The organism is Rhodoglobus sp. G.S.23, assembly GCF_056675935.1.
Genome location: NZ_CM155237.1, coordinates 1,271,984 through 1,294,313, shown reverse-complemented (window position 1 = coordinate 1,294,313; position 22,330 = coordinate 1,271,984). Strand labels below are relative to the sequence as shown.

The following is a 22,330-nucleotide window of genomic DNA, read 5'->3' as shown; positions in this document are numbered from 1 at the left end:
GTCGCGTTGGAGCTTGAAACCGCATCCGACCCGTAGCTCATCTGCGAGCTTAAGAGCACCTTCTGGTCTGAGCCCTTGCGGAGGTTGCACCCGCCATGACTCCGCTTAACTCTTCCGGATCTTCCACTTTTCCAGGATGCACGCGCCCGCGACTCCAGCATGATCCGCTATCGCGATATTGCTTTGCGCCCAATGACTTCACAGCCATACTTTCTCTATGGACCGAAGCGAGGCATCTCCACCACCGATCGTCTTCGAGACCGAGCGACTCCTCTTGCGGCCGTGGCAGGTCACCGACGCAGAGTTCCATCGCCAGCTGTGGGAGGAACGCGATCCACGCGTCCCGGCGCATCGTCGGATTACGCGGGATGGTCGTCCTACCGTTGCAGAGTTGGCGAACTGGGCCCGCAGCTACGAACTAAAGCCAGCGCCCGGCCTTCTCGTTGTGCAGCAGAAGGGTGTGTCAGCAGCGATCGGATATTGCGGGCTCATCCCCAATAGCGTCAGCCGTCCAGAAGAACCAGAACTGGCATTCGAATTCCTTCGAGCATTCTGGAATCAAGGATTTGCCACCGAGGCGTCACGAGAGATCATCGAACGAGCACGGCGCATAGGGTACCGGCACCTCACATCCACTGTTCGAGATTGGAACACCGCGTCACTCCGAGTGCTGGACAAGCTGGGCTTCGTAAACAAAGGCGAGAAGGAGAACGACGATCAGCATGGCGATTCGCTCCTGCTGAGAATGGCTCTCTGAGCGCTTCCCGTCTACCAGCCGAAAACCTGACGGACGACGTTTCGTAAACCGTTCACATCACCTGTAGCCGCCAGAGCTTCATGCATGCCCTCAGCACGAGAAGGCAAGGCACAGCCGACTGACGTAAACTAGGCCTCTTGATTATTGAGCCTGTGGGGCTCGCTCGACGGAGGTTTCGTGGCCGGAAATGCCAACACTCGCTTCAACAACGTTTCACTGTTGTCGGTCGCGAGCACATTACCCAGCCGGGTAACCACATCAGCTGACCTCGAGACGCGCCTCGCCCCGGCGTTCTCGCGCCTCGCGCTCCCCAGCAGACTTCTGCAACGGGCGGCCGGTGTACTTGAACGTCGCAATTGGGCTGACGGTGAAACATCCGACGACGCCACAGTCTCGGCCGGCCAACGCGCGCTGGCAGAAGCCGGAGTGGATGCCTCAGAAGTTGGCCTCCTCATCAACACTTCTGTGAGCCGAAAGCACCTTGAGCCATCGGTAGCGGTGCGCCTTCACCACGGGCTCGGCCTGCCCAGCTCTGCCATCAACTTCGACGTCGCGAACGCCTGCCTCGGCTTTGTCAGCGGCATGAACCTTGCGGCGAACATGATCGAATCGGGCCAGATCCGGTACGCGATCATCGTCAATGGCGAAGACGCTGACGCAATCCAAACCAACACCATCGACCGCCTGCTGAAGCAGGACTCCGATCGTGACGGATTCATGAGCGAATTCGCATCGCTCACACTCGGCTCCGGTGCTGCTGCTGCGGTGCTCGGGCGCACCGACGAACACCCGGCCGGTCATCCGATCCTCGGTGGAGTCACCCGCGCGGCAACACAGTTTCACGAACTCTGCGTCGGAAGCGTCGATGGCATGTTCACCGACGCGAAAGCCCTCCTCAAAGGCGGTCTCGACCTCGTCGTCTCGGCGTGGAAAGAGGCATCCACCGAATGGGACTGGTCGAAGATGGATCTGTACGTCACCCACCAGGTGTCGTCGGTGCACACCAACGCCATCGTCAAAGCCGCGAAGCTCGACCGCGATCGCGTGCCCACCACCTTCCCGCTCTATGGCAACGTCGGCCCCGCATCGATCCCCATCACCCTCTCTGAAGCACAGGGCTCCCTCAAGAAGGGCGACCGCGTTCTCCTCATGGGTGTGGGCTCCGGGCTCAACACAGCAATGATGGAACTAGCATGGTGACCGAAGCCGCTTCCCGCCCACCGCACCACCTGCCCGGGCTTGACCCTCGCTTCAGCCGAGTTACCTCCGTGCCCGGAAGTGGTCTGGATGCGGGACTCACCCGTGAATGGCACTACCTCGACACCGGCGATGAGCTGGAACGTATCGGCGTCCCCATTGCCGGCACCATTCTGGCCGTCCACGGCAACCCGACCTGGTCGTACTACTGGCGCGAACTGCTCACGCAAACGCTGCAGGCCGCCGAGGCTGGGGCTGGGGCTGGCGCTGGCGCTCCGGCTTGGCGAGTCATCGCCGTCGACCAACTCGACATGGGCTTCTCAGAACGCACCGGCATCCACCGCCCGCTCGCTCAACGGGTCACCGATCTGACCGCGTTCACCGACGCGCTCTCGCTAGACGGACCCGTAATTTCGCTCGGACACGACTGGGGTGGCGTTGTCTCCCTCGGCTGGGCCGTCGATCACCCGACGCAGCTCGCCGGCGTCATGCTGTTGAATACGGCCGTGCATCACGAGGCCGGTAAGCCGATCCCCGCACCGCTGCGGCTTGCGCGAGCCCGCGGGATGCTGGCGGCATCCACCGTGCGCACCACCGCGTTCCTAGAGACAACACTGGCGCTCACGTCTGCTCCGCTCGACGCGGCAGTGAAGGATGCGTACCGCGCGCCGTACCGCACAGCAGCGCGTCGCGGAGGCATTGGCGGCTTCGTTGCGGACATTCCCGTCGACGCGAACCACGAAAGCTTCAGCGAACTCGACCGCATCGCGACCGCTGTAGCAAAGCTCGACCTGCCGGCGCTGATGCTGTGGGGACCGCGCGATCCGATCTTCAGCGACTACTACCTCGACGACCTCATAGAACGACTCCCCCAGGCGGATGTGCACCGCTTCGAGGGCGGCGGTCACCTCGTCGCCGAAGACGCGCCCTACGCAGAATCGGTGCTGACTTGGCTCAGCGACAACGCCGCCAGTCTCGCGAGCCCGGGCTCGGCGTCGCCGTCGCCGCGGGAAGCGATCGCCCTCGCATCCGCCGAGTCAGACGACTCGAGCTTCGTGCCGCTCTGGCACAATCTCGACGAACGCGCCGACGACACCGACACCGCCGTAATCGACATGTCGACGCGAGGACGACGTGGCCCACAACAGGTCAGTTGGCAACAACTCAGTGACCGAGTGGACCGCATCGCCTCCGGACTCTCCGCGATCGGCGTGTGTAAGGGCCAGCGGGTCTCCCTTCTCGTCCCGCCCGGGCCGACGCTCACCGCCGTGGTCTACGCCTGCCTGCGCATCGGCGCTGTCATCGTCGTCGCGGATGCCGGATTAGGAGTCAAGGGACTCACCCGTGCCGTGCGCGGATCGTGGCCCGACTTCGTCATCGGCGAAGCCCCCGGCCTCATCGCCGCCCGCACGCTCGGCTGGCCGGGAGAGCGCATCTCCACCGCGCAACTACCGAAGGTTTCCGCAGCGACTCTCGGAGTTTCGTACAGTCTTCGCGACCTCATCACACTCGGTACAAACACGCCCCTCCCCGCCGAACCACGATCTGAGGATGACGCAGCGATCCTCTTCACCTCGGGCTCAACCGGCCCCGCCAAGGGTGTCGTGTACCGCCACGGTCAGCTCTCCGCCCTGCGCGATGTGCTCGCGAGCCACTTCGAAGTGACCTCCGACACCGGACTCGTGACCGGGTTCGCGCCGTTCGCCCTCCTGGGTCCCGCGCTCGGCACGCGATCAGTGACACCCGAGATGGATGTTTCCGCTCCCCGCACACTTACGGCTCGGGCCGTCGCGGCTGCCGTCGAAGCATCCGGCGCCAGCATGGTGTTCCTCTCCCCCGCCGCCATTCTCAATGTCGTCGCGACCGCGGGAGATCTCACCCCGCAGGACCGCAGCGAACTCGAGCGCGTTCGCTCCTTCCTCTCTACCGGCGCGCCCATCGGTGCCGAACTGCTCACCTCCGTCGGCGCGATCATGCCGAACGCGACCGCGCACTCGCCCTACGGCATGACCGAATGTCTGCTCGTGACGGACATAACGCTCGACGGCATCCGTGCCGCCGCCAGTGATGCGAACGCCGGTGTCTGCGTAGGAACGCCGATCGGCGAGAACCAACTTCGCATCAGCGCACTCGATGAGCACGGTGCAGCGACCGGCGCACCAAGTTCGGAGCCCGGCATTCTCGGGGAGATCGTCGTCTCGGCACCGCACCTCAAGGACCACTACGACCGCTTGTGGCTCACCGACCGTGAGGCTGCTCGCGAGACCACTGTCGAGACGGAGGCCGCCGCTTCTGCTGTCGCATCGGATTCGACGAAAACACCACCTGCGCCCGCTGCGCTCTCCGCGCGCTGGCACCGCACCGGCGACGTTGGTCACCTCGATGAACTCGGTCGCCTCTGGGTCGAAGGCCGCCTGCCCCACGTGATCGTGACCTCGACAGGGCCGATCGCTCCCGTCGGCGCCGAACAAGACGTTGAAGGTGTCGAGGCCGTGCGCCGTGCTGCTGTCGTTGGCGTCGGGCCGCACCAGCTGCGGCAAGCCGTCGCAGTCGTCGAGACTGTGTCGCCGACTCGTCGACCTGGGCTCGCCAGCCCCGAGCTGACTGCGGCCGTGCGCGAGAGCACATCGCTACCGCTAGTGGCCGTACTCGCCGTCCCCGAGCTTCCGACCGACATCCGCCACAATTCCAAGATCGACCGCTCGCGGTTGTCGAAGTGGGCTGAGCGACTGCTGGCTGGCGGAAAGCCGACTGCACCGTGATCGTGCTCGTCACCGGAGCATCCGGATTTCTCGGTCGAGCCGTTGCTTCTGAACTCGTCGCCGCGGGGCACGAGGTGCGCACGCTGCAGCGACGACCGTCAGGCGTTGCGGGCGTCACCGACATGCTCGGCTCGATCACCGACCCGGATCACGTCGCGCGTGCGATGGAGGGTGCCGAGGGCGTCATCCACCTCGCGGCAAAGGTGTCGCTCGCTGGCGATCCGCGCGCGTTTCACACCGTCAACGTCGAGGGCACTCGTCTCGTGCTTTCCGCGGCCGAGGCCGCGGGCGTCTCCCGCTTCGTGCAGGTGTCATCGCCCTCGGTCGCGCACTCGGGCTCCGCGCTGGCAGGCGTCGGTGCCGAACCCGCGTCGCCCGAACATGCCCGCAGCGAATACGCGCGCACCAAGGCCACCGCAGAACTGCTTGCTCTCGCCAGCGACAGCGAACGGATGCGCGTGGTCGCCATTCGCCCGCACCTAGTCTGGGGCCCCGGTGACACCCAACTCGTTGGACGCATCGTTGATCGAGCTCGCCGTGGACGCCTGCCCCTACTCAACGGCGGCACCGCCCTCATCGACACGACGTACATCGACAACGCGGCATCCGGCATCGTCGCCGCTCTGCACCGCGCCGACACAGCGCACGGCAAGGCCTACGTTTTGACCAACGGCGAACCGCGTCCCGTTGCCGACATCTTGGCGGGCATCTGCCTCGCTTCGGGGGTTCAGCCTCCGCGCTGGAGTATCCCCGCCGCCCTTGGACGCACCGCAGGCTCTCTGGTTGAACGGGTCTGGGCCGTGCGCCCCGGAGTCGACGAGCCGCCCATGACACGCTTTCTCGCGGAACAGCTGTCGACAGCGCACTGGTTCGATCAGCGCGACATCCGCGAGGCGCTGGACTGGTCGCCAGCCGTGAGTATTGACGAGGGGCTACGCCGACTCTCCCGCCACGAGCAATAGCGGGTACGCTCAGGGCACGAGCCACTCGGCTCACAGGAGGACAACGTCATGGCCGATAAATCACCCAAGAAATCGAGCGGCAAGACTGTAGCGAGCAAGTCTCTCAAGGAGAAGCGCGCTGATAAGAAAGATAAGGCCGCAGGCAAGCGCAAGGACTAGAACTCGGCCGGTGGCGCGGGTGCTTCTGCTAACGGAAGCGCCCGAACCGCTAATGGGCAATCGGGCACCGATACCGAGATCATCCCCTGGTGTGATGACCGGGCCGATTGGCTCGTGCACCAGCACCAGCGCGTGACACGCCCTAGCTATATGGTGTGGCCATGAGCATCTTGCCGATTGACACATCATTTGATTTCAAGACGGAGCCCAACTGCAGCGTGGATCCCGACAGACGCAGCCCCACGTTGCAGCGTTACCAGAAGCTGCTGTTCAGCAAGAAGCTACCTTCAGGCGTTCTCTTCGATCTATCCGAAAAGACCGTGGGCGTAGACCATGTTCTCCGGCATGAGTCGGATTTGGGCGTCTTTGAACTCTCTAGCGATACGATCCTTAATTCCAACAAGGGGCCACTCAAACGCTTCTACGACCAAATGCCAGCGTCGGTCAGCGCCGCATGGCACCGGAGCTCGATCGGTGCACGACTACTCTTTCCCTGCAATCAAGTAAATGGTAAACAGACCATCAATCAAACTAGGGGGACGACTAAATCAATTAGCGATCGATTCGACCTCACCCTCGAAGCTATTCGTCGCCACTACTCCGGTGAAACATCACCTTTGTCTGATGTCTTGGCTCGCTACAGTGAATTCTTCGCTCTGTTCGAGAATTTCGGAGGATACGTCGATTTCTTCCTCCTCAACGACCTCGTGAATGAGGACGACTCCGTCCGGTTCTACCTTCCGTTCGATGGCTTCGACAAACCGGCTCTTCCAGCAACCTTCGAGGATTACGCCCTCTTCAGAAACGCACAACTCGAATTCCTCACAGGCCGAACCCAGCGCATCGAGACGTACCAGACGAACAACCTGTGACGTAGTCAACAGCTCAGCTTCCGGCAGGACGACTCTGAGCGTTGACAACGTTGCCGGAGCGCGACTCTACAAGATTGATCCGCCGAGCAAACGAACGGTAGCGAAGCCTCGGCCGCAAGGCTCAGAACACGAAAAACAGATCGCCCCGGGGCGGTCCTTTTCTCGTATTGCCGGGCTGACAGGATTTGACTCCCCTACTGAGCCGCCAGAAAACCGCGCAGTAGAGCGTCGGTGCGACGCAGAAGGGTCGGCGCGATTCTCTGGACTGCTCAGCGGGGGCCCATGAGCAGCTTCGCGTCCGAACCAGCCCGACAATCGGGAAGAAAGCCCGCAGGGTTAACGCGAAAAGGACCGCACATTCAGTGCGGTCCTTCTTCACGATTGTCGGGCTGACAGGATTTGAACCTGCGACCCCCTGACTCGGAATCCTAGAGCCGGTGGAACACCGAACGGTGCCGGAAAGCCAGGAATAATGAGGAAGTTGAGACACTTCGGGGATGGATCAGGCCTGACGATTGCTGAGCATCTCGGGGCAATTCCGGGGCAAAGTGTTGGGTAAATGTTGGCTGAACAGCGATACTCGCCGTGGATTCGAGAATGCCGATGGAGCTAACCCTCCGTCTGGGAACCAGCGGAATCATCAGTCCGGGGCACCAACTGGCCGGTGATACCCCGTGTGAGTACGATCGTCGTGCTATCTGTAAGCGTCGTGGCGACCCCCGACGTCAAGATCCGCGCACCAACGGTCACGCCGGCGCTAGTGACCGGAGATGCTCAGGCCGCTACGGCGACAGTCGGGACGGTGGGTGCGGTTAGTCGGTCCGTGCACGAGGCCCAAGGGTGGATCACTTCGGGGTGGGAATTTCCGAAGCAGGCGCACCCCGAATGCGCAATGAAATCGAGAAGGCTCGGCGTACGGCGATCAAGACTGAGCATTTGTTCCGAAGCCGGAAGAACGCAGATTGAATCGGCGCCTCAGCGCAGCCCTCGCTTTCAGCAGCTCATAGGCGGCGCAAGTTCGTTGTCGAACATGATGCGCTCGGTCGGAGTGAACAAGCCGCAGAACAGTTCGCGGCGCATCTGGTCCTAATCGGAGCCAATCAGAGCATCGATAGCGAGGCCCGTTGTTTCCGCGCCAAGGCGACGGTATGCCTCGAAGCGATCGGGCGAATATATCTGGCGCAGTGTCGAATGAAAAGGAAAAGATGCGTCTATCCTCCCGTAATCATGCAGCTCAGCAGAGTGCTTCGAGGTGAGGCCAAGTTTCAACACTCTGAGAATTGCAGTACGCCCGTCCGCGTAGCGGATAGAGCCCTCCGCCCAAGTTTGTCGATGCATTCTTCCGCTCTCGTCTGGACCGAATACCGAGACGTCAAGGTCTATTCTGCATTTCAACTCAGCCTCGGCAGCAACGATGGCTTGATCTAGACCCGGCGAAAACCCCGGCCGATCCGTGGACGAGTCGACCGACCAAATTTCGGAGCACCCCTTACGCAGCAGCTCGATCAAACCCAAATTTTCATCATGACCACCATCAGTCACGTAAACGGTGTCGGCGGATCTGGGGTGTATGCCCAGAACTTCTCCGAAAAACGAAACCGGCCCGTATGCCGGAGATAGGGCAAACCACTTCGGACGATTTTTCGCGCGCATTCTTGCTGAAAGCGGGTTGGGAAGCCACACTCCGAGCCTCACCCCAGTGATTGCAATCATGGTTCGAAAGTTGCGTTTAGTCAGGCGCCCCATCGACGGTGAGACCGCAGCGCCACTGAGCGCCATTACTGCAGCTAGTCCCAGCTGCGTCGGGTCTCGTCGTTCGGCGAAGTCCATCGGAAGGCTCGCATCCTCGGTCGGAAGCGCCAGCGATTTTCCGCTGAAGACAAAGGGCCTGACATTCCCCGTGGATCGGGTCCCGCTCACGTTCGCCGCCGCGCAAATTAGGAGTTCGGGATATCGGACCCAAGGGATTATCGGTTCTTTGGCCGCAGCGTCTGCCTCAGGGTCGTCCGTCTCCCCCGATTGGTTGCCGGAGATTCGGCCAGCGGCGGATAGTGCTTCACTGATAGCGTTCCCAATTCCTCCCGAAGAAGTCGAGTCCGTCCCACCCAGGATCCACGACAAGTACGGGCTCGCGAAACCAAAAAAATCCCGACTACGGATCCCCATAATCCGATCTGCATCGTCAACCATTTTCACGAGCCGCCGCTCGGTTTGGAGTGACTCAAGTGGGTTCATCGGACCAGGGGCGAGAGAACTCAGCCGGATCGATTCCGGATGACGGGCCGCCATCACGCCATTGTCAGTGCGGATGGTGGCAAAGCATCTGGCAAGCCGGATTCGATATGCGACGTGCGCCGGTGCCGAACCGAATAAGAAAAAAATGACAGCGGCGCCGATTGCAACAGGAACGACGAAGTAATACAAGGGCAGATCGTCAGGTAGCGCCGCAAACCACTGAGGAAAGTTGCGCGACGTTAGGGCTGCAAGCCAGATTCCAGCGCCCGCAAGGAAAGCCAGCGGGCCGAAGCGCAGCAGGAGCCCTAATACTCCAAGGGCCAGTCTGAGCAACCATTGAAGGTGAGCCAAACGACCAACAACAAGCCCGCCTGCAATCACGACCGCAGTACCTGAGATGACGATCCAGATTGTCTCGGCGTTCTCAAAGCACCAGCTAGGGATGACTAGAAGAGCAATGCTCTCGATGGACTTGAGCAGCCGAGGGAACGTAGCCAAGCATGCGCCAAACAGAGCAAGCCCGAGAGGAATTCGCCACCATGACCGAGGCCACGAAACGTCACTGTCGTCCACAAGGAGCCAAACAAGTAGGACTGTCGCTAGTACTCCCTCGAAGCCTCCGAGTGGCAGCGGGAGCAAACCAAAAATGCCATACCCGAACATCGAGACCATTAGAAGAATAAGAGCTGTTCCACCAGTGAGCACTAGCATCGCCGTCGCCAATCCTGCAAAGAGCGCACCCGCGAACAATAGTCCAGTCGCGATCCACCCATCCTCGACGAGATAGCGAGTGTGGCGCAACATGTACTCGAGCTCCGGAGAACCCGGCTCATATGGACTCGACCCGTCAGGCAAATCGACTGCACCTTGAGTCTCCCCAAATTGCGAACGCATACGGTTGCCCGCATTCACTAGCGTGATCGCACCCGCTATGTAGGATCCACCCGAAACGGAACTGAGCCATCTCGCGGCCCTTGGACCCCTGATCAATCCAAGCCGTTCCTGCAATACCTGCGCCACACCAAGCGCAAACGACGCCGCTCGAATTCCACCACCCGAGAAGGAAATCCCTACTGGGTACCTGTTAGCGAGCCACTCATCATCCGTGAGGTCACGCTTCAACCGCGCGATTGCCATAAATAAGTATCGCGGAAATCGCTCGGCGAGGCCATAGGCATTGGGTCCCGAAGTCTGGCGCCTCCTACAACGGTATCTTCGTTCGCACAGAGCGGGGCGGACCACATGGAATGAGGCCTTTTGAACTGATAAACGCGTATATAAACTACGCTCAACATGATTCGTGGCCGACGGGTTTCGTAACGAATGTATGCGCACCCGCACTCAACGCAGCATGCACTCAACGTGTTGGGTTTGTGTTGGATCTGCTCACCGGCATCCCAAAAACCATAGAAAAAGCCCCGGACTTCGTGAGAAATCCGGGGCACATTGCCGGACTGACAGGATTTGACTCCCCTACTGAGCCGCCAGAAAACCGCGCAGTAGAGCGTCGGTGCGACGCAGAAGGGTCGGCGCGATTCTCTGGACTGCTCAGCGGGGGCCCATGAGCAGCTTCGCGTCCGAACCAGCCCGACAATCGGGAAGAAAGCCCGCAGGGTTAACGCGAAAAGGACCGCACATTCAGTGCGGTCCTTCTTCACGATTGTCGGGCTGACAGGATTTGAACCTGCGACCCCCTGACCCCCAGTCAGGTGCGCTACCAAGCTGCGCTACAGCCCGCGACAACTCGAATAGCTTACCGCGAATTCTGAGCGCCGATGTTCAGATTGGGGCCAGAAGGGCAACCAACGCCAAATCAGTTCGCCGCGATGCCGTACGCGGCGGCGAAGAACTCGCGTTCATGCTCCGTCGATGCCACGAAAGCCGTGAGCATGGCAGCCCGAACCGGCGGGGTCGCGTCTGCCGCGAGCGCCGTCACTATCGTGATGGCCTGCTCTGTGGCATCCGTGAATGCTTCATCGGCATAGGTGGTCAACCAGTCGGCGTAGGGATGCTCAGGGTGCGCTAGCGGGTGCAGTCGCGAGCCGACGTCGTGGTAGACCCAGAAGCACGGCAACAGGGCCGCAGCGAGCACCGCATAGTCACCACGGGCCGCCGTCGCCAACAGGTGGTTCAGGTATCCGGTGGTGGTCGCACTGGGTGATGCCGCAAACAGCTCACCGTCCACAGACCATGACTCGTGCAACTGCAGCTCGGTCACGATGCAGCCCTCAGCACTCGACGCCCAGAAGGCTTGCTCTGCCGCGGTCGGCGCCAATCGGGCAGCTTCGGCGAGCGCCCGCGCATAATCGCGCAGATAGAGCGCATCCTGAGCCAGGTACCAGACGAAGTCGTTCCGGTCGAGGGAACCATCCCCCAGTGCCCGCACAAAGTCACCATCGTCGATCTGAGCTCGCACAGAGGCGATCTGCGCCCACCAGTGCTCGCGCACCTCAGTCGCGGTAGGCGCCGTCTCGACACCTCCACGCTCCCACAACCCCGCAAAGTGGCTGACGGGGCCGCGCCCGCCACCCACCTCCAAGGACGCGCCGGCACGGATGCTCTCGCTCAACCACCGCTTCGACTCCCCCACAGCGGCAGCCCACTCACCGCCGGCCGCAATCCGGGTCGCGAGCGCACTCGACAGCGAACACCCCGTTCCGTGGGTGTTGCTGGTCTCTATGCGGATGCCGGCAAACTCAGTCACGACAGCAGCGTTCCCGGAACGGGCATCCACCAGCGCATCCGGAGCCTCGGCCCCACTCAAGTGTCCACCCTTGGCTAGTACGCGCACCCCGTAGGAGGCAGAGACCCGCGCCGCCTGCTCCAGCACCTCGGGCCATGTCTCGGCGGCGGGTTCCGCGGCAATGATCGCGAGCTCCGGAATGTTCGGAGTCACTAGGTCACACACCCGCACCAGCTCCCGCAGCGCCTGCTCGGCTTCGGCATCCAGGAGTCGGTCACCACTCGTGGCCACCATCACCGGGTCGAGCACGACCAGCGGCGGCCGCTCAGCCTCAAGCCATGAGCGCACGACACCAACGACCTCGACGGTGCCGAGCATCCCAATCTTCACGGCGTCGACCGCTATGTCGTCGCTGAGCGCATCAAGCTGCTCCCGCAGAAACGGGGCAGGCGGCACATGAACTCCATGCACCCCCTGCGTGTTCTGGGCAGTCAACGCGGTAATCGCCGCCATGCCGTAGCCACCATTGGCAGCAATCGACTTCAGGTCAGCCTGAATGCCGGCACCTCCCGAGGGATCACTCCCGGCAATGCTCAGCACGCGCGGCACATACCCCGCAGCCGGCACACCTGGCAGCTCGGGCACAACCTGCTCCCCCGACACGCTATGCACGCCCGGCACCACGCTAACCCCGGCTCCCCCGCTCACGCGCCGTCTCCGACGCTCTCCCCCATACGTTCGCCAGCCCAGGCGTCCGCGAGCGCCCGAGCCGCCGCGCGGGGATCAGCCGCACCACAAATAGCCGAAACAACCGCAGCACCATCAGCACCGGCCGCCCGCAACAGCGGCAGATCATCCGGTCCAATGCCACCAATTGCCACACTGGGCAGCGTGCTCAACCCAATCAGCTCCGCCATCCGCGCATGACCCAGCTGTTCTGGGGCATCCTTCTTACTTGTCGTCGGGTGAAGGGCGCCAATACCGACATAGTCGACACCCGCCGAACGCACACTCGCCTCATAGAGTTGGTCTTCGGTCGCAGCGCTCAGCCCGACAATCGCATCCGGACCGACAAGGGCCCGCACCGAGCCGGTAGGCAGGTCATGCTGCCCCATATGGACCCCAGCCACCCGGGCACCCATCTCGCGGGCAGCCAGGTACACATCCACTCGGTCATTCACGAGCACCGGAACCTTGCGAGCCACAGCGGTCGACACCCGCAGCACCAAATCGAGAAATTCGCGCGCCGGCAGGTCTTTCTCCCGCAATTGCACGATCGTGACTCCTCCCGCTACCGCCTCGTAGACGAGATCGACCAGATCATGACCGGCCGCGCGTGCTTGCGCAGAATCTGTCACCAAATAGGTCGAGAGATCGAAGCTCTGCCGAAAGCCACTCACTGCGGCGGGGCTCTCGAGCCGTGCCGCCTTCGCCGCCGCTCCGCGAATCACGCAAACACCGCCCGTGCCGCCAAGTCATCAACCGATATTTCACTCAGCGCGTCGAGCAGCGCGACTGCAAAGCTGCCGGGCTGCACCGAACGTTCTGCCGCGAGATCGGCGGCCACCGTATACACGCTCGTGGCAGCCACAGCCCCAGTCAGCGCATCCGGAGTCACCGCAACAAACGCCGCCATGATCGCCCCAAGCGCACAGCCACCACCGGTCACCTTAGTCAGCACCGGATGCCCGTTCGAGAGCCTCACAACACTCACGCCATCGGTCACAATGTCGGTCGCTCCCGAAACTGCGACGGCACCACCGGATACTCGCGCCAACAGTTTCGCAGCGGTAAGCGCATCATCGGCGCTGCTGGTGCTGTCGACACCACGGCCCCCGGAACCCAGTTCGGCGAGTGCCAAAATCTCTGAGGCATTACCCCGCACAATCGACGGGCCTAGGTCACGCAACTGGTGCGCGAGCGGAGTGCGCACTGGCAAAGCACCGATCGCTACCGGGTCGAGCACCCATGGTGTTCCCGCAGCCTTGGCGGCTGGCGCCGCTTCGAGAGCCGCCGCACGCTGTTCAGCACTGCAGGTGCCGAGGTTGATGAGCAATCCGGATGCCACCCCGGCAAAAATGCCAGCCTCCTCCGGAATATCCACCATCGCGGGAGCCGCCCCCACCGCAAGCAGCGCATTGGCGGTGAAGCCAACCACCACGCTATTGGTGATGCACTGCACGAGCGGCGACGACGATCTCACCGCCTCGAGCGCTTCTTGAGTGGCGGTCAAAAGATTTGGTGGCGTACGCGACATGCACGACATCCCTTCGCTAGTTCTAACTAGATCAGGTTCGACGGGTGTGATCTCAGCCCCGCAGGGCACCCCGTGTCACAAGTTGTGCCTCCAACATACCGGGTCGCGGATGCCGGTGGGGAGTGGTTCACGTCGCTGCCTGCGCTGCCCGATCCCGGGAGCTGTGTGTCGCGTATTCGCCGCGTGTTCGCCTCAGGCGGAAGCCTTTCTGGACTAAAACACTGACGGATGTCGTTGCCCTGCATGACAATGAGAGTGACGACTGATTTGTGCGCCACTTTCTCTTCCGGCTGCTGCCTCGTCCCACCACTTTAAATACGACAGGACCCCCATGATTAGCACGTCGCCGATTACTGGCAACATTGCCCTTCCCCAGTGGGCGCCGCCCACTCATGACGCTCCCGTGGACAACAGCGGTCGCAACCGTCTCGTCATTGCGCTCATGCTTGCGGCAACTTTTGTGGTGTTCCTCAACGAGACATCCCTCGTGGTGGCCATCCCCCGCATCATGGCCGACCTCAACATCGAGCCGAGCACCGCTCAGTGGTTGTCGACATCGTTCATGCTCACCATGGCGGTGGTGATTCCGATTACCGGATTCCTCATCCAACGTTTTTCGACCCGCACGATATTTATCGCCGCCATGTCCTTCTTCACTCTGGGCACTGTGCTTGGCGCTGTCGCCCCCACCTTCTTTGTACTGATCATTGGTCGCGTGATTCAGGCCTCCGGCACCGCAATGATGCTTCCCCTCCTGATGACAACCGTCATGACGTTGGTGCCACCAGCAACTCGCGGCAAAACGATGGGTAATGTCTCGATCGTCATGTCGATGGCGCCGGCGGTCGGGCCCACCGTTGCCGGCCTTGTATTGGCTGTCTTCGACTGGCGTTGGGTGTTCATCGTGATGATTCCCATCTCGCTCATCGCGCTCATCCTCGGCATCACCCGGGTCAAGAACGTCACCGAGCCGAGCAAGGTCTCGATCGATGTTCTCTCTGTAATTCTTTCGGCGATCGCATTCTCCGGGCTTATCTACGGACTCTCCAGCCTCGGCGAATCTGCCAGCGGCACCACAGTGTTTGTCGCCCCCGTGATTCCCATCGTTGCTGGCGCCATCAGTCTCACGCTGTTCATCATTCGCCAAATCGCTCTGCAGAAAGAGGATCGTGCGCTGCTCGACCTCCGCACTTTCGCCGCTCCTGGCTTCGCCGTCTCGATCGGTCTCATGATGGTCATGATGGCTGCGCTCTTCGGCACCATCATCCTGTTGCCCATGTTCACTCAAGACGTTCTCGGACTCGAGCCCATCCAGAGCGGACTGCTCGTGCTGCCCGGCAGCCTCATCATGGGGCTTCTCGGCCCGGTCGTCGGTCGCCTCTACGACAAAGTCGGCCCGCGCCCCCTCATGATCCCCGGCGCCATTCTCGTGAGCGCCGCGCTGTGGAGCTTCACCATGCTCTCCGAAACTAGCTCGCCGTTCATGGTCGTCGCCATCCACATCCCCATGAGCATCGGCCTCGCCTTCATGTTCACCCCGCTGTTCACCTCAGCTCTCGGTTCCCTCAAGCCCCACCTGTACTCGCACGGCAGCGCCACCATCGGCACCGTGCAGCAACTTGCCGGAGCCGCCGGCACAGCACTGTTCATCGCACTACTCACCGTGCAGTCCGTGGCCCTTGCCTCCGATGGCGCAACAGACACCGTCGCTCTCGCTGGCGGAGTGCGACTCGCGTTCATGGCGGGCGGAATCATCTCGCTCTTTGCCGTCGTCGCCACCTTCTTCGTCAAACGCCCAGCAGAAGAGCTCCAGCCGGCCGACGCTGAATTCCCCGAGACACCGACAGCGCACTAAGCGGGCGTGAAGGGGTACCCCACGGCGCTCGCTCACCCTCACCAATCTCATACACGGCTTAACGGCAAAACGGCGAGTCACTCTCTTTCGAGAAGTGACTCGCCGTTTGTCGTAAAGGCTCTAGACGTTACTTGCGCTTCCGCTTTTCACGTACACGCATGTTGACCTGGATGGGCGTGCCATCGAAGCCGAAGATCTCACGCAGTCGACGCGTAATAAAGCGACGGTACTGCGGGTCCAAGAACCCGGTCGTGAAGAGAACAAACGTCGGCGGACGGCTTGATGCCTGTGTACCGAAGAGGATGCGCGGCTGCTTGCCACCACGAAGCGGGTGAGGGTGCTCCTGCGTCAGTTCGGCAAGAAGCGCGTTGAACTTACCGGTCGGAACGCGGGTATCCCACGACTCCAACGCCAGCTCGAGAGCCGGAACCAGCTTCTCCATGTGGCGACCAGTCTTGGCTGAAATGTTCACGCGAGGAGCCCACGCAACGTGCGACAGGTCCTTGTCGATTTCGCGCTCAAGAAGATCGCGACGTTCGTCGTCGAGGAGGTCCCACTTGTTGAAGGCCAAAACGAGCGCGCGGCCCGATTCGAGCACGAGATCAACAATTTTGAGGTCCTGCACGCTGAGCGGCTGGCTGACATCGAAAATGACAACGGCAACTTCAGCCTTTTCGAGCGCTGCACTCGTGCGAAGCGTTGCGTAGAAGTCTGCACCCTGAGCGAGCGCAACACGACGGCGAATACCGGCAGTGTCAACGAAGCGCCAGAATTTTCCGCCGAGCTCGATCTGCTCATCGACGGGGTCACGAGTGGTGCCCGCGAGATCGTTGACAACAACGCGCTCTTCACCGGCAGTCTTGTTCAACAGGCTCGACTTGCCGACATTCGGGCGACCAAGAATAGCGACGCGGCGAGGGCCACCGACTTCTTCCTTAGCAACGTTCGAAATCTCAGGCAGAACCGTCAAAACGTGGTCGAGCAAGTCGGCAACACCACGGCCGTGAACGGCAGAGGCTGGCCACGGCTGACCGAGTCCGAGACTCCACAGCGAAGCAGCATCCGACTCTTGGTGAACGTCGTCGACCTTGTTAGCGACGAGAATCACTGGCTTCTTAGTGGCACGCAACATGCGCACAACGTGCTCGTCAGTCGAAGTGGGGCCAACAGTGGCATCCACGACAAAGAGCACAGCGTCGGCGAGGTCGATAGCGATCTCAGCCTGAGCGGCAACAGAGGCGTCGATGCCCTTAGCATCTGGCTCCCAGCCGCCAGTATCAACGATGGTGAAGTGACGGTTGTTCCACTCGGCCTTGTAGTTCACGCGGTCGCGAGTAACACCGGGGGTGTCCTCAACAACAGCTTCACGGCGACCGATGATTCGGTTAACCAGAGCAGACTTGCCGACGTTCGGGCGACCAACAATGGCCAGCACCGGAAGGGCAGGAAGGTAATAGATTGCATCAGGATCTTCGCTAGCGGCGTCGAGAACCTGAAGGTCCTCATCGTCGAGATCGTAGTCACTGAGGCCGGCACGCAAGGCGGAGGTGCGTTGGGCAGCCTCGTCTTCGTTCATGCCGGAAAGTCGTTCGACGAGAGCCGGGTTCAGTTCGGGAAAATCGTCTTCGGCGGGCGAATGATCGGCCATGGGTAGTCCTTTAGTTACATGCTGGAGCGAACGAAACTCGCGACGGCCGTCACGGTCTGATCGAAGTCAAGATTGGTGGAGTCAATGGTGATGACTCCTTCTACGGCGTTCATGAAGTCCACGACTTTGGAGTCCTGCGCATCTCGATAACTGAGTTGTTGCGCCGTTGTCGCGCTCGATTCTCCGGAGAGTTCGGCCGCACGTCTTCCCATCCTAGCTTCTTCACTAGCAGTTAGCAGAATTCGCGCCTGAGCGTCGGGGGCAACGACCGTCGTGATGTCTCGCCCCTCGACCACAATGCCGGGTTTTTCACTGCTCGCGATAATGCTGCGGAACAGCTCAACCATGTATTCGCGCACTTCGGGAATGCGGGCAATATTCGACACAACACCAGTAATGCGAGGTTCGCGGATGTCGTTGGTCACGATCTCCGAGTCGACCTTCACAAAGTAGTTGTCTGGGTCAATCCCGATGAAGTACTCGAAGCGGGGAAGCGTATCGATAACATCGCTGGGCCCGAGGGTGTCAACACCACGGTCGAGGCAGTGCAGGGCAAATCCACGATAGGCAGCCCCCGTGTCGAGGTAGTCGAAGCCGAGTTCGCGAGCGGTTGCTTTCGACACACTCGATTTGCCGCTGCCTGCAGGCCCATCGACGGCCACGACAACGAACGATGGGTCTGTGTTCACGCTAAAGTCTCTGCAATCTTCCAACCACGAGCTTCGAGCTCGCTAATAAGTAGGGCTTCTTTTTCGGGCAGTACCGAGATTTCGGCGAGACCGAATTGGGCGCCCGGTGAGTGCTCAAGACGCAAGTCTTCCATGTTCACCTGGGCTTCGCCGATTTCGGTGAGCAGCCGTGCGAGCTCTCCCGGCTTGTCATCAACCATCACGACAAGTTGGCTGAAGTGCTTGCGTGTTCCGTGCTTTCCGGGGATCCGGGCGACTCCCGTGTTTCCTCCGGCGAGCACTTCGGCGATGGCGCGGCGTGCGCCAGGTGCATCGGGGGTCTCCAGCGCATCAATCGCAACACCAAGTTCGGCCTGAAGTTCCCGCAAGATGTGTGCGACCGGTCCCGCGTTTGCGGCCAAAATCTGCACCCACAGCTCGGGGGCGCTCGACGCGATGCGGGTGGTGTCGCGCAGTCCTTGACCGGCAAGCCCAACAGCGGCGTCGGATGCTCCGGCCAACCGGTGCGCAAGCAAACTTGCCACCACTTGGGGAACGTGCGAGATCAGAGCCACTGCGTCGTCATGCTCGGCAGCAGACATCGCAATCGGAACCGCCCCCAGCTCGATGACCACATCTTCCACCGCGCGACGACGGAAGGGCTCTCCCCTGCCAACAACCCACGGCCGACCGATGAAGAGGTCAGCGCGAGCAGCACTCGCACCGCCACGTTCGCGTCCAGCAAGGGGATGCGAACCAACGTAACGATCGAGATCGACACCAAGAGCAATGAGCTCCTCGAGTACACCGACCTTCACACTCGCAACATCCGTCACGGATGCTCGCGGCCACGCCGCAAGTTCGCGCGCAACAACCTCGGCGGTGACATCGGGCGGAACCGCAACAATGACCAGCGTTGGTGCATCGTCAGGTTGCGGTGCACGACCAGCGCCGTAATCGATCGCGAGCGATAAAGTGCTGCGGGAAGCATCGTGAACAATCACGTCAACACCCTTGGCCCGCAATCCGAGCCCAATACTCGCACCGAGCAAACCCGCACCAACGATGCGAACTTGCCCTGTGATGCGGCCTAGATTCACGACTGTTCCTCGGCGTCACGGGCGATCGTCAGCACCGCGCCCAACTCCACTTTCGTTAGGTTGCGGGTGCGGCCGATTCCGAGGCTGCCCAGGTTGAGCGGGCCAAACTGGCGCCGCACAAGTTCAATCACGGGGTGACCGACGGCATCCAACATCCGACGAACAATGCGGTTTCGCCCCGAGTGAAGAGTGAGTTCCACCATTGTCTGGTCGCCGGATGCTCGGCCGAGCGCCCGCGCCTTGTCTGCCGCAATGAAGCCATCCTCAAGTTCGATGCCCTTAGTGAGCTGTGCGATGGTCTGCGCGGTCACCGTGCCCTCCACCTTGGCGATGTAGGTCTTCATTACGCCAAAGGAAGGATGCGCGAGAACGTGCGCGAGTTCGCCATCATTGGTCAAGATGATGAGGCCAGACGTTTGAGCGTCAAGACGGCCAACGTTGAAGAGTCGCTCGTCATAGTTGCCCGTGAACTGGCGAAGGTCGGGGCGACCATTCTCATCCGCCATTGAGCTAACAACGCCAACAGGCTTGTTGAGCATCACGTAGCGCTTGGTGGTGTCGAGCTGGATGGCGGTGCCGTCAACAGTCACGCGGTCGGTCGGTCGCACCCGACGACCAGCCTCTTCGACGACCTTGCCGTTAACCGCGACACGACCCTGGTAGATCAAATCTTCTGAAACGCGACGCGATGCCACACCGGCAGCGGCCATTACTTTTTGAAGGCGTTCGCCTTCGGGATTGCTGGGGCTTGCGCCATTAGCGTTGTTCATCAAAACCGTCCGAACCATCAGATAAAAGCGGCGAGATCGGAGGTAACTCGGCAATGGAATTGATTCCCAATTGCACGAGCATTAGCTCCGTTGTTTCGTAATGGATGGCGCCCGTCTCGTTGTCGGTAAACGCCTCCGTAATAAGTCCCCGGCCGAGCAGCGTGCGCACAACAGAGTCGACATTAACGGCACGCACTGCTGCGACCGCTCCCCTGCTAATTGGTTGCTTGTAGGCAATGACAGCCAAGGTTTCGAGTGCAGCCTGGCTCAACCGTGAGGGGTTTTGCGTATAGACAAAGTCTCGCACTGCTGCGTCGTAGTCTGCGCGCACATAAATACGCCAGCCGCCACCGACTTCGCGCAGCTCAAAGCCACGGCGTGGGCCTTCGCCATCACCATCGAAATCGGCACACAGCGCCGTGATGGTCTTGCGGATTTCCGCAACGGGGGCATTGAGCGCTGTGGCAAGACTGACGAGACTCTGGGGTTCGTCAGCAACCATGAAGATCGCTTCGAGTCCTCGAGCAAGGTCGACAACGGGGCCGGCCTCGAGTTCTTCTGTCGCAGTATTAGTTTCCATAGTCAGCTCCCAGATTAGCGAGGCTATCGTCTGACCAGTGCTGCGCTGTCCAGCGCACGGTCAGCTCACCCAGCGGCTCGATCTGCTCAAACGACACATTTGCGCCGCGATACAGCTCCAATACGGCCAAGAATCGCGCAACAATCACGCCTTTTAGCTCTGCACCGGCGATGAGTTGCCGAAATGTCATCGACTCCCCCGACCTCAGCAGCGCAACGACGTGAGCTGCCTGTTCGCGGATGCTGATGAGCGGTGCATGCAAATGGTCGAGGCCGACGCTCGGGATCTCCCGCGGGGTGAATGCCAGCGTCGCCAAGGCAGCAAAGTCATCGAGGCTGAGCGTCCACACAAGCTCGGGAGTTTGCGTACGAAACTTCTCTTCGAGTCGAACTGACCGCACGGTGCGCGTTGACTCGGCATCGAAGTGGCCAGAGAACCAATCACTTGCCTGCTTAAACGCCCGGTACTGCAACAGACGGGCGAACAGCATGTCGCGGGCTTCGAGCAGCGCCACATCCTCGGCATCCACCAGTTCACCCTGCGGCAGGAGGCCAGCGACTTTCAGGTCGAGCAGGGTCGCCGCCACCACAAGAAACTCGCTCGCTTGATCGAGCTCATCGATTCCGTCACCCGTGCCATCGCCCTCGGATTCGAAGTGGCGCAGGTAGGCGATGAACTCGTCGGTGATTCGTGACAGCGAGACTTCGGTGATGTCGAGTTCGTGCTTCGAGATCAGCGAAAGTAGCAGGTCGAATGGCCCGTTGAAGTTGCTAAGCGAGACCGAGAAACCCGGGGCGGGCGACTGGGACTCTTCCACGTCGCTAGGCGACGGCGCCACGGGCGATCAACTCTCGCGCCACCTGGCGGTAGGAGTGCGCCGCAGAGTGTTCTGGTGCAAAGGTCGTGATGGGTGCGCCAGCCACGCTCGCATCCGGGAACTTCACGGTGCGACCGATCACGGTCTCCAAGACATCGTCACCGAAGTTTTCGACAACGCGCTCGAGCACTTCACGCGAGTGCAGCGTGCGGGCATCAAACATGGTTGCCAAGATTCCGTCGAGCTTGATCGCGGGGTTCAACCGGTCCTGAACCTTTTCGATTGTCTCCACGAGAAGGGCGACACCACGCAACGCGAAGAACTCGCACTCGAGCGGAATCAGAACACCATGAGCTGCGGTCAAGGCGTTGACGGTGAGCAGGCCAAGCGATGGCTGGCAGTCGATCAGGATCACGTCGTACTGATCGCTAACCTTGCGCAGTACGCGCGCCAAAATCGTCTCGCGCGCAACCTCATTGACGAGGTGCACTTCTGCGGCAGACAGGTCAATGTTTGCCGGGATGACGTCGAGACCGGGCACGTTCGTGTGCACGATCGCTTCTGCGGGGTTCTTGATCGTGCCGAGCAGCAGGTCATAGATGGTGGGAACGTCGTGCGTTGGCACACCGAGACCTGCTGAGAGGGCCCCCTGGGGGTCGAAATCGACCGCGAGCACCCGTCGGCCGTATTCGGCGAAAGATGCGCCCAGATTGATCGTGGTGGTGGTCTTGCCTACGCCACCCTTTTGGTTGCACAGCGAAATGATGCGCGCCGGGCCGTGGCCCGTGAGAGGAGGTGGCTCGGGAAAGTGAGTGATCGGCCGGCCGGTTGGGCCCATTGCCTGAACATCCAACCCTGCCAGCCCCGACTGGGTAACACGCGGTGCTGTCATGCCAAAAGTTTACGTCGCGCATCCGTCACAGCCTGCGCTCCCACGCGCGGACACAGCAGGGTCGCCTCTACCAAAGGTTGAAGGTTTGGACGCGCGACACGCAGGCCAAACGAGTC

At 61.2% G+C, this 22,330-nt stretch carries 17 protein-coding genes, 1 tRNA gene and 1 riboswitch; of the genes, 6 read left to right on the top strand and 12 right to left on the bottom strand.

What is annotated here, in order from left to right; genetic code table 11:
* The first annotated feature begins 217 nt into the window (after positions 1-217).
* The 5 genes from AC1ENN_RS06155 (at position 218) to AC1ENN_RS06135 (ending at position 6,709) form a co-directional block, all read left to right on the top strand.
* On the top strand, positions 218-757 hold the full coding sequence (locus AC1ENN_RS06155) for a GNAT family N-acetyltransferase (protein WP_449646491.1): 540 nt from the start codon (positions 218-220) through the stop codon (positions 755-757).
* A gap of 177 nt (positions 758-934) precedes the next feature.
* Positions 935-1,957 carry a 3-oxoacyl-ACP synthase III gene (locus AC1ENN_RS06150; RefSeq protein WP_480406870.1) on the top strand — a complete coding sequence of 341 codons (1,023 nt, stop codon included), beginning with the start codon at positions 935-937 and terminating at the stop codon, positions 1,955-1,957.
* Positions 1,951-4,716: an alpha/beta fold hydrolase gene (locus AC1ENN_RS06145; RefSeq protein WP_480406869.1), complete on the top strand. Its 2,766-nt coding sequence runs from the start codon at positions 1,951-1,953 to the stop codon at positions 4,714-4,716. The genes AC1ENN_RS06150 and AC1ENN_RS06145 overlap by 7 nt, the downstream gene beginning before the upstream one ends.
* Positions 4,713-5,678 (top strand): NAD-dependent epimerase/dehydratase family protein, encoded by a 966-nt coding sequence (locus AC1ENN_RS06140; RefSeq protein WP_480406868.1) that lies wholly within the window; start codon positions 4,713-4,715, stop codon positions 5,676-5,678. Before AC1ENN_RS06145 ends, AC1ENN_RS06140 begins: the two co-directional genes overlap by 4 nt.
* A gap of 320 nt (positions 5,679-5,998) precedes the next feature.
* Complete coding sequence (locus AC1ENN_RS06135; RefSeq protein WP_480406934.1) at positions 5,999-6,709, top strand: DUF6994 family protein; 711 nt, start codon at positions 5,999-6,001, stop codon at positions 6,707-6,709.
* 1,086 nt (positions 6,710-7,795) lie between these two features.
* Here AC1ENN_RS06135 and AC1ENN_RS06130 read toward each other — a convergent pair.
* The 5 genes from AC1ENN_RS06130 to thiM form a co-directional block, all read right to left on the bottom strand.
* Complete coding sequence (locus AC1ENN_RS06130; protein WP_480406867.1) at positions 7,796-9,748, bottom strand: hypothetical protein; 1,953 nt, start codon at positions 9,746-9,748, stop codon at positions 7,796-7,798.
* An 859-nt stretch (positions 9,749-10,607) separates the two neighbouring features.
* A tRNA-Pro gene (locus tag AC1ENN_RS06125) sits at positions 10,608-10,681 on the bottom strand.
* A 76-nt stretch (positions 10,682-10,757) separates the two neighbouring features.
* A complete protein-coding gene (locus tag AC1ENN_RS06120) occupies positions 10,758-12,272 on the bottom strand; it encodes a bifunctional hydroxymethylpyrimidine kinase/phosphomethylpyrimidine kinase (RefSeq protein WP_480406866.1) in 1,515 nt (504 codons plus the stop codon).
* Positions 12,273-12,331: 59 nt separating this feature from the next.
* On the bottom strand, positions 12,332-13,078 hold the full coding sequence (gene thiE, locus AC1ENN_RS06115; RefSeq protein ID WP_480406865.1) for a thiamine phosphate synthase: 747 nt from the start codon (positions 13,076-13,078) through the stop codon (positions 12,332-12,334).
* The gene (thiM, locus tag AC1ENN_RS06110; protein ID WP_480406864.1) at positions 13,075-13,884 is read right to left on the bottom strand and encodes a hydroxyethylthiazole kinase; all 810 of its coding nucleotides are present in this window, start codon (positions 13,882-13,884) and stop codon (positions 13,075-13,077) included. The genes thiE and thiM overlap by 4 nt, the downstream gene beginning before the upstream one ends.
* A riboswitch (TPP riboswitch) is annotated at positions 13,876-13,967 on the bottom strand. It overlaps the preceding gene by 9 nt.
* A gap of 248 nt (positions 13,968-14,215) precedes the next feature.
* Between thiM and AC1ENN_RS06105 the strand changes: the two genes are divergently transcribed.
* Positions 14,216-15,739: an MDR family MFS transporter gene (locus AC1ENN_RS06105; protein ID WP_480406863.1), complete on the top strand. Its 1,524-nt coding sequence runs from the start codon at positions 14,216-14,218 to the stop codon at positions 15,737-15,739.
* A 127-nt stretch (positions 15,740-15,866) separates the two neighbouring features.
* Here AC1ENN_RS06105 and der read toward each other — a convergent pair whose 3' ends face one another.
* From der to AC1ENN_RS06070, 7 genes are read right to left on the bottom strand one after another with little or no spacing between them, the layout of a single operon-like run.
* Entirely contained in the window at positions 15,867-17,387 is a 1,521-nt protein-coding gene (der, locus tag AC1ENN_RS06100) for a ribosome biogenesis GTPase Der (RefSeq protein ID WP_449646474.1), read from the bottom strand.
* 14 nt (positions 17,388-17,401) lie between these two features.
* Complete coding sequence (cmk, locus tag AC1ENN_RS06095) at positions 17,402-18,076, bottom strand: (d)CMP kinase (RefSeq protein WP_480406862.1); 675 nt, start codon at positions 18,074-18,076, stop codon at positions 17,402-17,404.
* Positions 18,073-19,155 carry a prephenate dehydrogenase gene (locus tag AC1ENN_RS06090; protein WP_449646472.1) on the bottom strand — a complete coding sequence of 361 codons (1,083 nt, stop codon included), beginning with the start codon at positions 19,153-19,155 and terminating at the stop codon, positions 18,073-18,075. Before AC1ENN_RS06090 ends, cmk begins: the two co-directional genes overlap by 4 nt.
* Positions 19,152-19,925: a pseudouridine synthase gene (locus AC1ENN_RS06085; RefSeq protein ID WP_449646471.1), complete on the bottom strand. Its 774-nt coding sequence runs from the start codon at positions 19,923-19,925 to the stop codon at positions 19,152-19,154. Before AC1ENN_RS06085 ends, AC1ENN_RS06090 begins: the two co-directional genes overlap by 4 nt.
* Entirely contained in the window at positions 19,912-20,505 is a 594-nt protein-coding gene (gene scpB / locus AC1ENN_RS06080; protein WP_449646470.1) for an SMC-Scp complex subunit ScpB, read from the bottom strand. The genes AC1ENN_RS06085 and scpB overlap by 14 nt, the downstream gene beginning before the upstream one ends.
* Positions 20,495-21,343 carry a segregation and condensation protein A gene (locus tag AC1ENN_RS06075; protein WP_449646469.1) on the bottom strand — a complete coding sequence of 283 codons (849 nt, stop codon included), beginning with the start codon at positions 21,341-21,343 and terminating at the stop codon, positions 20,495-20,497. The genes scpB and AC1ENN_RS06075 overlap by 11 nt, the downstream gene beginning before the upstream one ends.
* Positions 21,327-22,214, bottom strand: a complete 888-nt coding sequence (locus AC1ENN_RS06070) for a ParA family protein (protein ID WP_449646468.1) — start codon at positions 22,212-22,214, stop codon at positions 21,327-21,329. The genes AC1ENN_RS06075 and AC1ENN_RS06070 overlap by 17 nt, the downstream gene beginning before the upstream one ends.
* Positions 22,215-22,330 lie beyond the last annotated feature (116 nt).

Bases quoted from the DNA above. Each gene is read 5' to 3' on its own strand.
- AC1ENN_RS06135 (WP_480406934.1), top strand. From the start codon at position 5,999: ATGAGCATCTTGCCGATTGACACATCATTTGATTTCAAGACGGAGCCC.
- AC1ENN_RS06145 (WP_480406869.1), top strand. From the start codon at position 1,951: ATGGTGACCGAAGCCGCTTCCCGCCCACCGCACCACCTGCCCGGGCTT.
- thiM (WP_480406864.1), bottom strand. From the start codon at position 13,884: ATGTCGCGTACGCCACCAAATCTTTTGACCGCCACTCAAGAAGCGCTC.
- AC1ENN_RS06085 (WP_449646471.1), bottom strand. From the start codon at position 19,925: ATGAACAACGCTAATGGCGCAAGCCCCAGCAATCCCGAAGGCGAACGC.
- scpB (WP_449646470.1), bottom strand. From the start codon at position 20,505: ATGGAAACTAATACTGCGACAGAAGAACTCGAGGCCGGCCCCGTTGTC.
- AC1ENN_RS06105 (WP_480406863.1), top strand. From the start codon at position 14,216: ATGATTAGCACGTCGCCGATTACTGGCAACATTGCCCTTCCCCAGTGG.
- AC1ENN_RS06070 (WP_449646468.1), bottom strand. From the start codon at position 22,214: ATGACAGCACCGCGTGTTACCCAGTCGGGGCTGGCAGGGTTGGATGTT.
- der (WP_449646474.1), bottom strand. From the start codon at position 17,387: ATGGCCGATCATTCGCCCGCCGAAGACGATTTTCCCGAACTGAACCCG.
- AC1ENN_RS06130 (WP_480406867.1), bottom strand. From the start codon at position 9,748: ATGTTGCGCCACACTCGCTATCTCGTCGAGGATGGGTGGATCGCGACT.
- AC1ENN_RS06155 (WP_449646491.1), top strand. From the start codon at position 218: ATGGACCGAAGCGAGGCATCTCCACCACCGATCGTCTTCGAGACCGAG.